General features: G+C 33.1%; 17 protein-coding genes and 1 other annotated feature (1 of these 18 cut by a window edge). Of the genes, 5 read left to right on the top strand and 12 right to left on the bottom strand.

Annotated features, from left to right (window positions below; translation table 11 throughout):
- Nucleotides 1-108: a binding site (T-box leader), on the bottom strand; it reaches 136 nt to the left of the window's first position.
- 158 nt (nucleotides 109-266) lie between these two features.
- Together VQL36_RS11135 and VQL36_RS11130 are read left to right on the top strand one after the other, a co-directional pair.
- Nucleotides 267-965, top strand: coding sequence for a nitroreductase family protein (locus VQL36_RS11135; protein ID WP_349249378.1), 699 nt, complete (start codon nucleotides 267-269; stop codon nucleotides 963-965).
- Nucleotides 966-1,066: 101 nt separating this feature from the next.
- Nucleotides 1,067-1,363 (top strand): putative quinol monooxygenase, encoded by a 297-nt coding sequence (locus tag VQL36_RS11130; RefSeq protein ID WP_349249377.1) that lies wholly within the window; start codon nucleotides 1,067-1,069, stop codon nucleotides 1,361-1,363.
- Nucleotides 1,364-1,614: 251 nt separating this feature from the next.
- Here VQL36_RS11130 and VQL36_RS11125 read toward each other — a convergent pair whose 3' ends face one another.
- The 10 genes from VQL36_RS11125 to VQL36_RS11080 form a co-directional block, all read right to left on the bottom strand.
- Complete coding sequence (locus tag VQL36_RS11125; protein WP_349249376.1) at nucleotides 1,615-2,139, bottom strand: fructose-bisphosphate aldolase; 525 nt, start codon at nucleotides 2,137-2,139, stop codon at nucleotides 1,615-1,617.
- Between the two features lie 359 nt (nucleotides 2,140-2,498).
- On the bottom strand, nucleotides 2,499-3,245 hold the full coding sequence (locus VQL36_RS11120; protein WP_349249375.1) for an SDR family oxidoreductase: 747 nt from the start codon (nucleotides 3,243-3,245) through the stop codon (nucleotides 2,499-2,501).
- A gap of 298 nt (nucleotides 3,246-3,543) precedes the next feature.
- On the bottom strand, nucleotides 3,544-3,906 hold the full coding sequence (locus VQL36_RS11115; RefSeq protein WP_349249374.1) for a MarR family winged helix-turn-helix transcriptional regulator: 363 nt from the start codon (nucleotides 3,904-3,906) through the stop codon (nucleotides 3,544-3,546).
- Between the two features lie 213 nt (nucleotides 3,907-4,119).
- The gene (locus VQL36_RS11110) at nucleotides 4,120-4,743 is read right to left on the bottom strand and encodes a hypothetical protein (protein ID WP_349249373.1); all 624 of its coding nucleotides are present in this window, start codon (nucleotides 4,741-4,743) and stop codon (nucleotides 4,120-4,122) included.
- Nucleotides 4,744-4,772: 29 nt separating this feature from the next.
- Nucleotides 4,773-6,143, bottom strand: coding sequence for an aldehyde dehydrogenase (locus VQL36_RS11105; protein ID WP_349249372.1), 1,371 nt, complete (start codon nucleotides 6,141-6,143; stop codon nucleotides 4,773-4,775).
- A 19-nt stretch (nucleotides 6,144-6,162) separates the two neighbouring features.
- Entirely contained in the window at nucleotides 6,163-6,540 is a 378-nt protein-coding gene (locus VQL36_RS11100; protein ID WP_349249371.1) for a MerR family transcriptional regulator, read from the bottom strand.
- 266 nt (nucleotides 6,541-6,806) lie between these two features.
- Nucleotides 6,807-7,145 carry a hypothetical protein gene (locus VQL36_RS11095; protein WP_349249370.1) on the bottom strand — a complete coding sequence of 113 codons (339 nt, stop codon included), beginning with the start codon at nucleotides 7,143-7,145 and terminating at the stop codon, nucleotides 6,807-6,809.
- Nucleotides 7,146-7,233: 88 nt separating this feature from the next.
- Nucleotides 7,234-7,815: a histidine phosphatase family protein gene (locus tag VQL36_RS11090; protein ID WP_349249369.1), complete on the bottom strand. Its 582-nt coding sequence runs from the start codon at nucleotides 7,813-7,815 to the stop codon at nucleotides 7,234-7,236.
- A gap of 9 nt (nucleotides 7,816-7,824) precedes the next feature.
- On the bottom strand, nucleotides 7,825-8,409 hold the full coding sequence (locus tag VQL36_RS11085; RefSeq protein ID WP_349249368.1) for a C39 family peptidase: 585 nt from the start codon (nucleotides 8,407-8,409) through the stop codon (nucleotides 7,825-7,827).
- 36 nt (nucleotides 8,410-8,445) lie between these two features.
- Nucleotides 8,446-9,486: a hypothetical protein gene (locus tag VQL36_RS11080; RefSeq protein ID WP_349249367.1), complete on the bottom strand. Its 1,041-nt coding sequence runs from the start codon at nucleotides 9,484-9,486 to the stop codon at nucleotides 8,446-8,448.
- Between the two features lie 434 nt (nucleotides 9,487-9,920).
- On the opposite strand from VQL36_RS11080, the gene VQL36_RS11075 reads away from it, so the two are divergent.
- Nucleotides 9,921-10,175: a YkgJ family cysteine cluster protein gene (locus VQL36_RS11075; RefSeq protein WP_349249366.1), complete on the top strand. Its 255-nt coding sequence runs from the start codon at nucleotides 9,921-9,923 to the stop codon at nucleotides 10,173-10,175.
- A 105-nt stretch (nucleotides 10,176-10,280) separates the two neighbouring features.
- Here VQL36_RS11075 and VQL36_RS11070 read toward each other — a convergent pair whose 3' ends face one another.
- Together VQL36_RS11070 and VQL36_RS11065 are read right to left on the bottom strand one after the other, a co-directional pair.
- Complete coding sequence (locus tag VQL36_RS11070) at nucleotides 10,281-10,568, bottom strand: hypothetical protein (protein ID WP_349249365.1); 288 nt, start codon at nucleotides 10,566-10,568, stop codon at nucleotides 10,281-10,283.
- A gap of 41 nt (nucleotides 10,569-10,609) precedes the next feature.
- Nucleotides 10,610-12,820 (bottom strand): DNA topoisomerase III, encoded by a 2,211-nt coding sequence (locus VQL36_RS11065; protein WP_349249364.1) that lies wholly within the window; start codon nucleotides 12,818-12,820, stop codon nucleotides 10,610-10,612.
- A gap of 187 nt (nucleotides 12,821-13,007) precedes the next feature.
- On the opposite strand from VQL36_RS11065, the gene VQL36_RS11060 reads away from it, so the two are divergent.
- Together VQL36_RS11060 and VQL36_RS11055 are read left to right on the top strand one after the other, a co-directional pair.
- Nucleotides 13,008-13,550, top strand: a complete 543-nt coding sequence (locus VQL36_RS11060) for a GNAT family protein (protein ID WP_349249363.1) — start codon at nucleotides 13,008-13,010, stop codon at nucleotides 13,548-13,550.
- Between the two features lie 138 nt (nucleotides 13,551-13,688).
- A complete protein-coding gene (locus tag VQL36_RS11055) occupies nucleotides 13,689-14,087 on the top strand; it encodes a hypothetical protein (protein WP_349249362.1) in 399 nt (132 codons plus the stop codon).
- Nucleotides 14,088-14,152: the final 65 nt, after the last annotated feature.

Raw genomic sequence — 14,152 nt, 5'->3', positions numbered from 1 at the left:
GACTTCTCGGAGAGGATTTTCAATTATGATCTGAACACTGGCTTTCAGCATATACCAGCTCTCTGGGGAACAAAATCATAAAATACTTGTTCTCGTCATCAAATTTGTGTGCTTTAAATTGGAAATAATTATAACTTATACGCTGCCTCTATGTCAATCAAGTTACTTTTCCACAATCTGTAGTTGACATCATTACATTTAACGTTATATACTGTAAAAGAAAATATTACAGTTAATGATAATTCATAATTAAAGGAGAAATAAAAATGGCACAAAATAATGAAGAATACTTAAATAAAGTTCAAGAAAGCAAAAAGAATGCAGAAGCACCAAAAAAATTAACGGACCAAAATTTCTTTACTATTGCAAAAGAAAGAAGTTCTGTTCGTTTTTATGATTCAGAGTTTAAAATAGATGAAAGAGAAATTAGAGAAATTTTAGAAACGGCTATCCTAGCCCCATCATCTAGCAATTTACAGCCATGGAGATTCTTAGTGATTCACAATCAAGAATTACAAGAAAAATTACTACCAATTGCAGCAAACCAACAACAAGTTGTTGATTCATCTGCGGTTATAGCTGTGTTAGGAGATTTAGAAGCTTATAAAAATGCTGAAGAGATTTATGGTAACTTAGTGAAAGTAGGAGCAATTCCAGAAGAGACTAAAGATTTCTATGTGAATCAAATTAATTCTCATTATGGAAATCTATCCCATGAAGATGCGATACGAGTTACTATGATTGATGGTGGATTAGTATCTATGCAACTCATGTTAACTGCAAAAGCAAAAGGATATGATACGGTTCCAATGGGTGGTTTTGATAAGGATCAGTTTATCGAAGCATTTAATATTCCTGAGAATCTTTCTCCAGTCATGTTAATTGCCCTAGGAAAAGCTGAAAAAGCAGGTTTTGGGAAAAATCGCTTACCACTTGATGAAGTAACAACTTGGAATACATTCTAATTAGCTAATTATAAAGTACTAAGATAGACATTCATTTGTATAAAAGTTAAATATCAAGTAGAAAATACATTAGACAATCTATAGATGAGAGGAAAATGTTTATGATTATGATTCACGCAATTATTCATGTAAATCCTGAGAAGGAACAAGATTTCTTGAAAGAAATCCAGTCTTTAATTAGGGACTCTAGAGCAGAAAGTGGTAACATTTCATATCAATTAATGAAAGACACAGAAAAAGAAAATGTGTATATGATGGTTGAAGAATGGAAAGATGTTGAAGCTGTACAAAGTCATAATAGCAGTGAACATTTTACAGCATTTGTTGGGAAAGCAAGTGAATATTTAACATCTCCTTTGGATGCTAAGGTTTATGAAGCAAAACTAATCGAAAAATAAAAGTATTATTCTTTTAATCTTTACAAATTTTGTAAGTTGATGTATACTACCTGTACAGCTAAAAGCTGATTGTCTTTCTCTTGGGTAATGAGTCGTTGAGGTCTTCCCACCACCTTCCTCACGACTCTTTTATTTTATTTAAAAATAATAATTCAGACTCTGATGATTGACCCAATGCTTTACAATGTCTTACAATGTATATTTTTTGTTCTCAATTTTACCCTCCAATGATATTACCAATTATCAGTCTCCTAAAATTCATAAACAAATTCAATCAAATCTCCAACTATGTAATCATTTTCTACTTTAAGACCTTTGATTGTTTCCCATGAAATTGTAAAAATACTTGAATTGTATGCTTTTATTATTTCTTCTTTACTTAATCCGTTAGCATAGAATACAAATTCTCTATAATATATTGCAAAATTTTCACTATCATTATCTTGTGAATGGGATTTTCCAAACCAATAGCGATCATTATCATCTATTGAGTCAATCTGTTTATTCCACATATCCATCCAAAACGAAGATAGATCAATTTTTCGAATAATCTTATCTGAATGATTCATTTCAAGATTAAATGTAAACTTTCTAAAATCATTTATGCTAGGATTGTCTAATCCATATGTTCCAACATGTTCAAATTCTTCTTCACTCAACTCTGATACCCGAACTTCAATTGAAATATCAGGTTCTTCTATGTAATTACATGAAACAGTAAGTACTAACATCGTAATAACATATAATAAAGATATCAAGATTTGTTTTAGTTTCATTATTTAATATCACCTTCCAGCCCCATACAATATAAAATTTATAATACCATAAAACCTAAATTGTTAATGTTGTTATTCCGGCACATCTAAAAATTTTTCCAAAAAAATAAAAGGCTCCTATTTTAACGAGCCTTTTAACATTTTGATTTATTAAGATGGTTTCTGCTCTAGTCTGTCAGATGCTTACCAATAAAAGTGAAAAATTAAGTTCTTTCCTTTATTTCCTCCATTTCCGTAAGCTTATAAGGTTATTTTTAATTAATCAACATCATCATAATTTAGATAATCTTTTAAGACATTTAAATAATAAAGATATTGAAAAAGTTCATATTGCTGGTGACTAATCAATTCTATTAAGGTTAAGTTATAGCGAGCCCTCCGTCAACACCGATGATTTGCCCTGTAAGCCAATCCGAATTTGGATCAGCTAAATTCACAATCCACCGTGCTACGTCATCTGTCTCGCCTCGTCGCCCTAGAGGGATTATTTGACGCTCCTGCTCCTTTACTTCATTAATCTGATCTTCCGTAAGTCCCATACGGTCGCGAAGGAAAGCAGTTTCAACTGGTCCACTAGCCACCGCATTAACGCGAATTCCCTTCGGAGCAAGCTCAAGAGCCCAGCAGCGTGTGAGATGTTCCAGAGCAGCCTTACTTGCTCCATAAAGGGATAAGCCTGCAGCAGCTTTACTTCCATATGTGCTAGATAGATTGATTATTGAACCTTTTGTTTCTTCTAGGTATGGAATGGCTGCTGCCGCAAGCATTGTCGGCCCAGTTACATTAACAGCAAAAATGTCATTAATCGATTTCGCATTCACATTGGCGAGTGGTTGAATGACGCCATTACCTGCATTGTTCACGATGATGTCAAGACGCCCCCAATGTTCCATTGCCGCAGCAACTGTTTTGGTTGCTGACTCAGGATCAGTGACGTCCGCTACAAATGCCTTAATGTTTGAATTACTAGACGCACTCTTCTGCAGTGGACCAATTCGACGCCCAGTGATTAGCACTTTTGCCCCCTTCGCAGATAACAACCGAGCTGCTGAGAGACCGATACCAGCACCTCCACCTGTGATTATCGCTACCTTATCTTTTAACATATTCATCTCTCCTTAGTTTTCACAAATTTAGTCTTTGTAACATTTGAGGAATTTTCCATTCCCTATATACTCGCTTAGGATTTGTCTTTAATAGATTTACTAAGAAAGCAGATCTTAGCCATTAACCTGTAGGAGCAAATTTTTGCTTGCTCAAGCCAGCATTTGACAGCCTCTGGCTAATTTTCAATATTTTACCCTTTAGCATTAAAAATGATATTCATAATGATAAATTAATTAACAGTTAATTAATTAACTAAAATAGAAACCTGTCCCTACTACAGGACAGAATTCTTACTATCTAAAACAACTTTTCCAACAAATTTTTCAACTGATTCTGTTCTTCCAGAGTAAGTTTATTACCTACATTTTGAACAATAAACTGTTCATATACAGGCCATACATTCAAAATGAGTTTATGACCCTCTGGTGTTAAACTTACTAGAATCCTTCTCCTATTGTTCGGGTCAAAATCCCTACGGATGCTGCCAGCTTGCTCCAAAGAATTTAATAAATTACTTATATTAGCCCTTGTGACAGCAAGGTCATCACTTAACTCGGAAGGAACCATCGGTCTCCCGCTAGACTTTAGGGCAACAAGTAAACACCACCGTCCCAACGTCAGTTCGAATTTCCCAAGTTGTTCTTCCAATTGTTGAACCAAATGATGTTCCGTTTTATAAAGTGTCAGAAACACATTGACCGATAGAAGAGGATGTTCAAAAGGAATCCATTTCTTAATACTATATACCCTCCTTTCAAATAGTTAATTAGTTAACTATTTGAAATTTAATCATAATATTCTTCACATCCTTTTGTCAAGTTCGGACACATATAGAGGTACACATTTTTGTCAAAGACGATTTATTCGTTCTTCTTAATTTAAAAGTTCTTGTTCTTTATATTTAATAATTGAAAGTCTTTGTAATCCTCTAGTGCTTTCAATTGCATTATCTATATGTTTAAGAGCTTTAAAACTATCCTCTTTTTTTCTACTTAATTCACAAAGTATAACTTCTTTCATCCATGGTTTTGAAAGTTCATGCATCATTTTCTGGGCTTTCTCGATTTGGTTATGTTCAATCGCTAACAAAGTTTCATAATATTTTTTAATAGGTTTATGTGTGATATTTTTTAATTGGTTTTCAATTGTTAAAAAATCTTTTTTATGATGAGCATAGTATATTTTGTATAACGATGCCCACTTGGGATTTTTATATTTCTTCTCTATTTTTAGAATAGCTTCTTTCGCTTCAAGATCAAGATCATTAAGTAAGGCATTGAAAAAATAATAAATTGGGTTTTTGCTGTTTTTTAAGAACTTTTTTACTTTTTTCATATCCTTGGTTAAGTAAATCGCTGTAATTGTAGGGAGATTTGAGATTGAAAATATGATCACTACTGTGATTGTAAATATAATCCAGAGTGGAATCTCGAACATTCCACCTAAGAATCCCATTAATACTCCAACAATAATTCCAATTAATAATTTTTTTATCATGTTCTACTCCTTAGATGAATTGTTTCTTATTACTTAAATATTTTTTTAGCATACTTTAATCCGTTTTTCATTGTCGGATATCTAAATGGCAAATCAAACAACGTTGTTTGTTTCAAGATACTTTTAATATGTGAAAATGTTTCAAAGCTATGTTTGCCATGATAAGCACCTACCCCACTATGGCCAACTCCTCCAAATGGAAGATGTGGGGTTGCAATGTGGTACATCGTATCGTTTATACAACCACCGCCATATGATACATTGTTAATAATTTGATCTTGAATCTGTTTGTTTTCTGAAAATACATAGAGAGCTAACGGTTTCGGTCGATCATTTATCATATTAATTACTTCTTCCACATTGTTATATTCCATAACAGGAAGTATTGGACCAAAAATTTCATCCTGCATGATAGGATCATCCCAAGTGATTTCGTCAATTATTGTTGGTTCAATGACATGTAAATCATTGTTCACTTTTCCGCCTTGTACGATTTTCCCATCAGTTAAATAACTCGCCAATCGATTAAAATGGCGATCATTTACTATATGAGTATAGTTTTCATTAGAAAGAGGTTGCTCAGTATAGAATTCCTTAATCGTTTCTTTCATTTTTATCATAAGTTCATCTTTTATAGAATGATGTACGAGCATATAATCTGGGGCAACACACGTTTGTCCCGCATTAAAGAACTTGCCCCAAACTATTCGTTTAGCCGCTAGTTTTAAGTTAGCTGTTTCATCCACTATAACTGGGCTTTTGCCACCAAGCTCCAACGTTATAGGTGTTAAATTTTTGGATGCAGCCTCCATGACAATTTTTCCCACAGGAACGCTGCCAGTGAAGAAAATATAATCAAAGGGTTCTTTTAATAACTCTGTACTCGTTTCCACTCCTCCTTCAACAACAGCTATATAATTTTCATCAAATGTAGAGGATATAAGTTCTTTAAGTAAGTGAGATACTGCTGGTGTTAATTCAGAAGGTTTTAATATGACAGTATTGCCAGCAGCAATAGCACCTAGAATTGGTGCAACAGCAAGTTGGAAAGGATAATTCCAAGGAGCTATCGTTAGAGTAACACCATATGGTTCTGGGAGTCGATAACTTGAGGAACCAAAGTGAGAAAGAGGAGTTTTGACCCTCTTTGGTTTCATCCATGAATGAAGTCTTTTTGTTATATCAGATATTTCTTGTAAAACAAAACCTATTTCTGATAGATAAGTATCAGTTACTGATTTATTTAAATCTTTCTTCAATGCAACGTTAATATTAGATTCATTTTCTAAAATTGCATTTTTTAATTTATTCAACGCATCCAATCTAAAATTAACATCTTTAGTTGCCCCTGAGAAATAAAATTGTTTTTGTTTTTTTACTAATTGGCTCATTTCCGACATTTTTCATTCTCCTTTTAAATTATTGGTTTTGGGTCATATCTTGGTTGTTAATAAAATCTTTATATGCCTTGATTTTATCCTCTAACATTTTTTCAGTAGTTAACAAGTTTTTTATTTGATTCTGAATAGATATCTGATGATTTTCTAATAACTCTAAACGTGTTTGGGTAGTATGTTCCCCTTCTTTAAATAATCTAGCATATTCCCTTATTTGTATAATAGGCATCTGTGTTTCTTTTAACTTCATAACAAATTTCAACCATTTGAGGTGTGATTCAGAATATACCCTTTCTTTGTTTCTATTTCGGTCTGGAATGATTATATTTTCTTTTTCATAATATCTCAATGTATGTGTACTCACACCTAATGAATTAGCTACTTCGCTTATGGTGTACATAAAAGCCTCCATAATATTGTATATTTTAAAGTTACATCATTTTGCTATTTTCTATTATAAATAACATTTGACTTTGAGTAAACTCTAATAATTATAATGAAAATTTGAACTAGAAGATCCAATCAATCAACGAGATTTAAAAGATAAAACTATAAACTCTATAAGAAGTGAAACAGGATTTTGACTAAAACAAGAAAAAAGAACTAATTTCCCTCATACAGAAATTTAGTCCTTTACGTTTCATTTAAAGTTGTTTACTTCATTATTTATTCTTCAAAAATCCATTTTTCCCCAAATGGAAAAGTTTGATCATGAATATTATTCACTTGATTAATACCTCTATACCAAGCAATCAACTGAGTACCCGACTTTTCATAAGTAATTTTATAAATAATATTATCTCTATCACTTTCATCTACGAATGGAGAAGTTTTTGGATTAACTTCATTTACCTCGGTTACGATTCCTCCCATTGTTGTAATGACACGATCGATTTCATCTAAATGTTTCTCTTTCAACTTTTGAAAACCCATGACAAGAGATATTGATATGACAATAACGATAATTGTAAAAAAAATGACTAATAATTTTGTTTTTTTGTTCATGATCTTCCACCTTAATTAAGTATAAATATTAGATAAGTATCCGTAAATTATATCACTTAATATATTTTAAGAGGAAAATTGATAGATTTCAACTTCCATTCAGATGTGTTGTACAATTGTATAATGGACACTCCCAAGATCCCTTTTTAAAATTAAGAATTGTAATTGAAGTATTATCAATATAAGTGTTGGTAAATCTCTGAGGAAGTATTTTTTGCAATGTTATTCCTATAAGAGCCCCGTGACTAACGACAAGAATTTTTTTATCCTCATAAGTTTCTATAATTTCTTTAAGAGTTGACTCTCCTCTCATGGCTACATCTTGTGATTTCTCCATTTGTATATCAGCTTCACGCCAATTTAATCCCCAATTTATAATTCTTTCGTTTTCAGTTAATCCTTCGATTTTTCCACAGTTAATTTCCCGTAATCTATCATCATATAAAAGATTTGATATATTTAAAGTCTTTTTTATTATATGGGCTGTTTCACTTGCTCTAGAAAGTGTACTTGATATCATTAAATCCCAGCGTTCCCCCTTTAATCTTGTTGCAACAGATTGAGCTTGTTTTCTTCCTTTATCGTTAAGAGGGATATCAGAATGTCCTTGTGCTTTTCCTTCTATGTTCCAGTCGGTAATTCCATGCCTTATCATTCCAATAGTAGTCAATTTCCCACCTCATCTTTTATTAAAACAAATTCCACGTTTAGTAAAACTACTAAAAAATCTTTCTTCAGTCACTGCACTATGGCTTTCTCCCCACTTTGAAGGATCTCTAAAAGAAATTGTAATCTCATTATTTTGGTGGATACCGCATACAACAACAAGGTGACCACCCTTTCGTCCATCTTCAGGAAAAGATTCAGTGATTGAAACAATGATAGGACCACTTTTTTCAAGGGTGGCTTGAAGTTGTTGACGATTTTTTATATAAATTGGCGTACCTTCTAATCCGTATTCAGCTCCTAGTTCAGCAAGTCCTTTATGAATCCACCCTTTAGAACAATAGGCATTTTGGTTTAACCCTTTTTTAAGTAATTCATATTGAGAAGGAGCTTTTCCACTAAAATGAGATATCATCATTCGAAGACATGCCAGTCCACAACATCTTTTTCCCCAATAATCTGAACCCTTTCCTTCAATAAGAGTGCCCTCTGGCCACTCATCAATTTCGAAACGCTGAGAATAGCGTGTTACATTAAAACAATAGTTCATTCCTTTGTCTGGGCTTACTATATTTATTAAATTATTTTCTGCATTCATACTTAGGTTCTTCTCCTTGTCTGTCTATTTAGGTCATCACCATAGTTTATAAATCCCCGTTTTTATACTTAACCCCCAACCAAACATGCATTCATAATTGATGATTTCTGCATGAATTGTATTAACCCCTTTGCGCCACCGAACGGGTATGGTAACATGATCAGATCGAATTCTCCCATCACTCACAGGAGGATTCCATAAACATTCTCCTTGATGTACTTCGACATTGTTAATCCACAATCTTATCTTATCACTATAACCTAGAAGTAAATTTGTATCTACATTCTCGGATAAGGAAAAAATACATTGCAATTGCACAGCAGTGCCTTTTTCAGTTAAGGTATATAATCTATTTAAATTAAGTATTCCATTTTCTTCAACAGTTGCTTTTATCCAATCTTTATGTATATGAGGTGGATTTTGATATAAATAAGGCTTTGATATCATCCACTCGGTAATATAGGTATCGTATGCTAGTTTTTGTAAGTCAGATTGTAATGGAGCATTTATTGATTTAGTAGGGTTAATTTCCTTTACTGAAAAGCAGCTTATATAACAAGGTAAATTCCCCCAAATTCCAATTTTACCTGCAGAGTTTCCTAACTGAAGTTTACGTATTATGAGCTGTGGAGAAGTTGAATCACCTACATAAACAGAAGCACTATTTGATTGAACCTCCAAGCTAAGTTTTACCCATTTTCCAACCGGTACAAATGCAGCGGCTTGATATGAAGAACCATGATATATTTGCCATGTACTCGATCCTTTCATAATTGGATCATATTGAATTTCCCCCATTGTTGTATCACTTTCAGGTGTAATGTAAACCAGCTCAAAGTTTTTTGAATCACGTGCACCAAATACAAGTCCTGCAAATCCAGTTGATTCTGGAAATGCAACTTCCGCTTCCAACCGATAGCTGTCCATGTTAATATCATCACTAAGTAATACAGGGCTAGTATGCAATTCTTCAAAATATAAAGCCTCTCTTCCGCAGAAAAATTTAGGTTTAGCTCCAGACTTTCCAAGATTAAAATGTCCTATGCTGTCTATTAATCCCCATTTTAAAGTAGACATAACAAACACCTCTCTGCTAAGAATTAAAATATACTTTGAAATATTACTAGTAGCAATCATTGTGGCTAGTTCTTGCACTTTGTTTCTAAAGTTAATCTTTATAGAGAAATTAAAAAGAATATAAATTTGAAGGAACTAAGAGATAAGAAATTGGTTGATTTTCGAAATAGTTATAGTTGTAATTGGAGAAAGTAAACAAGTTGATATTCCAACTCTTCAAGTTGGAATATTCGATTTGCAGAAGATGCGAGAAGAAAGAATAATACTAGATTTATACTAAAATTTAGTAAAATATATTAAATATAGATGTACGATACTATAATGGTATCATAACCAACTATATAAAGCACCTAAAATTTGTAAATCAAACTATTCTCACATTTGTATATATAAATATGGTATGATACTATTTTCTTAAAAAATGAGGTGAAATCATGGATTGTAGAATGGGTTGTGCAGCATGTTGTATCGTCATATCCATCTCCTCCCCTATACCAGGTATGCCAGAAGGAAAACCTGCTGGAATACGTTGTGTTCAACTAACACACGATAATAAATGTAAACTATTTGGTAAACCAGAACGTCCTGAGGTATGTGCATCACTTAAAGCATCGAGGGAAATTTGTGGTGAAAGCAATGAGGATGCGTTTAAAAACTTATCTATTTTGGAAAATGAGACTAACCCTTGAATTCTTTTATTAAACTCAATTAAGACTAATATTCCTAAATCAAATATTAGCCTTAACATAACTGTCTATTTTAAGAGAAAGCTGTTTATTATATAGTTATCTTTTTTATTTCACATTTTTGTTTTCTTTTCTCCATTTTCTTTCATAAAATGCCCACATAATTAAACCATATAATAATCCGATCATCAAACCGTTCAATAGAACTGCAATCACACCAGCTATCATATTTTGTAATGTGAAAATATTTAAAAAACCTACATCCTTACTCATATTATAAACTACGATAAGAATACCTACAGGAATTCCGTACGTTAATATGCCATGTTTCCAAATATATTTTATCTTCCCTTTTTTTCTGATTGTTCCCCAATCGTTACGTTTATTCTCTTTCATTTTTTACACCTTTCAAAATAATTATAGTTAATTCTAAATATTTACTTTAATTTCAGCTTTGCCAATGCATCAGCAAGCGCTGTATTTATTGGCTCTTCATCTTTTTTATTTTGTTTTTTCATATACTGAGATACATCTCTTTTGGATGCTTTGTTATGCTGTTCTTTTTCCTTTCGTTTCTGGAAGGAGGATAATTTTTCTCTGTAACTACAACTACAAACAAAAATTTGACCTTCTCCCTCTCCTCTTAATTCCATTTTTTTCTTACATTGAGGACAACGTGCATTTGTAGTTCTAGCTATATTTTTACGGTGTCCACAATCACGATCCTGACAGACAAGCATCTTTCCCTTTTTCCCGTTTACTGCTAACATTGGTTTTCCGCAATCTGGACATCGAGTTGTGGTCATGTTGTCATGTTTAAATTTTTGTTCACTTTGTTTTATTTCTGAGACAACTTTCTTAGCATAATTTCTCATATCTTGTACAAATGTTTGCTTTGCTAATTTTCCTTTGGAAATGGCCATTAGTTTCTGCTCCCATTGTGCTGTTAATGCAGGTGATTTGAGATCATCAGGAACTAAATCTAATAACTGTTTCCCTTTAGATGTAATATGGAGATACTTTCCTCTTTTTTCAATCAAAAATGTACTTAATATCTTTTCAATAATATCTGCTCTTGTAGCAACCGTTCCAAGCCCACCTGTTTCTCCTAAAGTACGAGCTAAAGAGGAGTTTTCTTTTTCAATATTCATATATTTCTGTGGGTTTTCCATTGCAGAAAGCAATGTGCCTTCTGTGAAATGTTCAGGCGGTTTCGTTTCTCCTTGTGTTTTTTTCAATTGAGGTACGTTCAGTTTTTCCCCTTTTTGAAACACTGGTAAAGTCTGATCTTTGTCCTGCTCGTATTTTCCTTCACTATCTAATTCGTCATTATAAGACTTCCCATATACCTCTTTCCAACCTAGTGAAAGCACCCTTTTCCCTCTTGCAGTAAAAATTGCTTCCCCTATTGTAGCGCGTACTACAGTTTGTTCATACTCCATAGGAGGACTTAAGACAGCTAGAAACCTTTTGACAACTAAATCATATATTTTCATCTCTTTATCGTTTAAATCTCTTAAGTTTACTTTTTCCTCTGTTGGGATAATCGCATGATGATCAGATACCTTGCTATTATCAACAAAAGATTTGTTAGGTTTAATATTTGTTTGTAGTAGTTTAGCAGCCATATCTCTATACGGAGATATGGAACATGCACGAATACGATCTTTTAATGTATCAACGATGTCTGATGAAAGATATCTTGAATCGGTTCTTGGGTAGGTTAAATATTTATGCGTCTCATATAAACGCTGCATAATAGATAACGTCTCTTTTGCAGAGTAACCAAACATGCGGTTTGCGTCTCTTTGTAATTCTGTTAAATCATATAATGCAGGAGCAAAGCTTTTCTTAGGTGTCTTTTTTACCTCTTGTACGATTAAAGATTGATTCCCTAAACTAGATAACAAGCGATCTATATGGGTTTCATCAAAGGACCGAGTATTTTTTGATTTATCATCTTGCCAAGTAAACTTAACTGAAGATTTAACTAATGCAGACAAACCATAAAAAGATTTAGGGCGGAAAGATCTAATCTCTTCTTCACGTTTTGCAATCATGGCTAAAGTAGGGGTTTGTACTCTCCCACAAGATAATTGAGCATTAAATTTACAGGTTAAAGCACGGGTACCATTAATACCCACAACCCAATCTGCTTCAGATCGAGCAACTGCAGAAGCATATAAATTTTCATATTGTTTTCCTGGTTTCAGATTGCGAAACCCTTCTTTAATCGCTTTATCTGTAACGGAAGAAATCCAGAGTCTTTGTACCGGTTTTCTTATGTGTGTTTTTTCGATGATCCATCTAGCAACCAACTCCCCTTCTCTTCCCGCATCCGTTGCTATTACGATGTCTTTTACATCTTTTCTGCTCATTTGTTGTTTTACAGATTGAAACTGCTTTGACGTTTTTCTAATTACAACTAGCTTTAATTTTTCTGGCAGCATCGGTAAATCATCCATACGCCACGTTTTATATTTATTATCATAAGATTCCGGATCGGCTAAAGTAACTAAGTGACCTAATGCCCATGTCACAATGTAATTTGATCCTTCAATAAATCCATTTCCTTTTTTATGACAATTCAACACTCTTGCTATATCTCTCCCTACAGAAGGTTTTTCTGCAAGCACTAAAGTTTTCATTTAACATCTCTCCACAATTTTTGTATTGAAACAATAGACTTACTATACCATATTCTTGTTTATATTTTGAAATTGCATTAAAATCAAAGTGATTGACATAACAGAAAATACAGATCAAAAAATCTTATATTTTTCTTGTTAACGATAAAGCTGAGGACCATTAAAACTACAAAATTAGGTGGGAAATATGTTAAATAAACCAAATATATTTATAAAATTATTAGAAACTTCTCATGCTGAGGATTTATTAACCCTGGAATTAAACAACAGATCGTTCTTTCAGCTTTATACGCCTTTAAGAGATGAGAAGTTTTATACACTAGATGGGCAATTAGAAAGGATTAAAAAAAGTATTTTGTTTGCAAAGGAAGATGCAGGCTATTCGTTTGGCATTTTTTTAATAGAAAGTAAAGAATTAATTGGGAATGTCGCTTTAACAGAAGTAGTGAGAAGTGATTTGCAAAGTTGCTGGTTAGGTTATTGTTTAGACAAACAACAAAATGGAAAAGGCTATATGACAGAAACAGTGAAACTTGCTGTAAACTATGCTTTTAAGGAGCTGAATCTACATAGAATTGAGGCGGGGGTTATGCCGCATAACATAGGGTCAATCAAAGTATTAGAAAAAGCAGGATTCCATAAAGAAGGGATTGCAAAAAAAAATGTAAGAATTAATGGGAAGTGGGAGGATCATCAGACATTTGCAATAATTAATATGGATACGATATAAACCCAAGAATATGATAATTATAGCAATCATGAACAAGGCTGCCCAATAAAAATGCGTTTCATTGTGGAAAAATGTACTTCTGCACCGCTCACGTAACTCCCACCGCTAGCGTACAATAAATTGGGAGGAGGTGTTTAAGTGATTCAACGTGAAGATGTTTTGGTCAAGTCTACTGGTATACAAATTCCTGCTGCAACGGTTTTTTATGCACATGCTACAGTTGCAAACCTTGACCCTAGAAGATCATGTAATATAAGAATTGTAGTATTTCAGTGGAATGGAGAGCCCAAAGTTTTATCTGATGACGAATTCAATATCCCACCATTGGGGTTTGAGGAAGTTTTTACCAGAATTGCTCCAAATCACTACGAAGTTAGAATCGAAGTTGACAGCATAAATTGCCTTACAACCGTTTTTGGTACAGATCAAACAGGAACTCCTCAACCAGGTTTCACTGTCCTTAATAGTGAATTAACTCCTGTTGATGTCCCAGTAAATCCTGAAGTTCTTCGTAAAGATCGTATAGAACGTAGGTGAGCTTTTTTTCTGGGTAAAATGATAGATTTAGACACTTTCTATAAGGGAGTGTCTTTGATTTTCCC

It is taken from the genome of Chengkuizengella sp. SCS-71B (genome assembly GCF_040100845.1).
GTDB lineage: Bacteria > Bacillota > Bacilli > Paenibacillales > KCTC-33759 > Chengkuizengella.
This window is presented reverse-complemented; position numbering and strand designations above follow the sequence as displayed.

Bases quoted from the DNA above. Each gene is read 5' to 3' on its own strand.
- VQL36_RS11095 (WP_349249370.1), bottom strand. From the start codon at position 7,145: ATGAACAAAAAAACAAAATTATTAGTCATTTTTTTTACAATTATCGTT.
- VQL36_RS11110 (WP_349249373.1), bottom strand. From the start codon at position 4,743: ATGATAAAAAAATTATTAATTGGAATTATTGTTGGAGTATTAATGGGA.
- VQL36_RS11085 (WP_349249368.1), bottom strand. From the start codon at position 8,409: ATGAATGCAGAAAATAATTTAATAAATATAGTAAGCCCAGACAAAGGA.
- VQL36_RS11070 (WP_349249365.1), bottom strand. From the start codon at position 10,568: ATGAAAGAGAATAAACGTAACGATTGGGGAACAATCAGAAAAAAAGGG.
- VQL36_RS11060 (WP_349249363.1), top strand. From the start codon at position 13,008: ATGTTAAATAAACCAAATATATTTATAAAATTATTAGAAACTTCTCAT.
- VQL36_RS11080 (WP_349249367.1), bottom strand. From the start codon at position 9,486: ATGTCTACTTTAAAATGGGGATTAATAGACAGCATAGGACATTTTAAT.
- VQL36_RS11135 (WP_349249378.1), top strand. From the start codon at position 267: ATGGCACAAAATAATGAAGAATACTTAAATAAAGTTCAAGAAAGCAAA.
- VQL36_RS11120 (WP_349249375.1), bottom strand. From the start codon at position 3,245: ATGTTAAAAGATAAGGTAGCGATAATCACAGGTGGAGGTGCTGGTATC.
- VQL36_RS11125 (WP_349249376.1), bottom strand. From the start codon at position 2,139: ATGAAACTAAAACAAATCTTGATATCTTTATTATATGTTATTACGATG.
- VQL36_RS11075 (WP_349249366.1), top strand. From the start codon at position 9,921: ATGGATTGTAGAATGGGTTGTGCAGCATGTTGTATCGTCATATCCATC.
- VQL36_RS11130 (WP_349249377.1), top strand. From the start codon at position 1,067: ATGATTATGATTCACGCAATTATTCATGTAAATCCTGAGAAGGAACAA.
- VQL36_RS11105 (WP_349249372.1), bottom strand. From the start codon at position 6,143: ATGTCGGAAATGAGCCAATTAGTAAAAAAACAAAAACAATTTTATTTC.
- VQL36_RS11100 (WP_349249371.1), bottom strand. From the start codon at position 6,540: ATGTACACCATAAGCGAAGTAGCTAATTCATTAGGTGTGAGTACACAT.
- VQL36_RS11065 (WP_349249364.1), bottom strand. From the start codon at position 12,820: ATGAAAACTTTAGTGCTTGCAGAAAAACCTTCTGTAGGGAGAGATATA.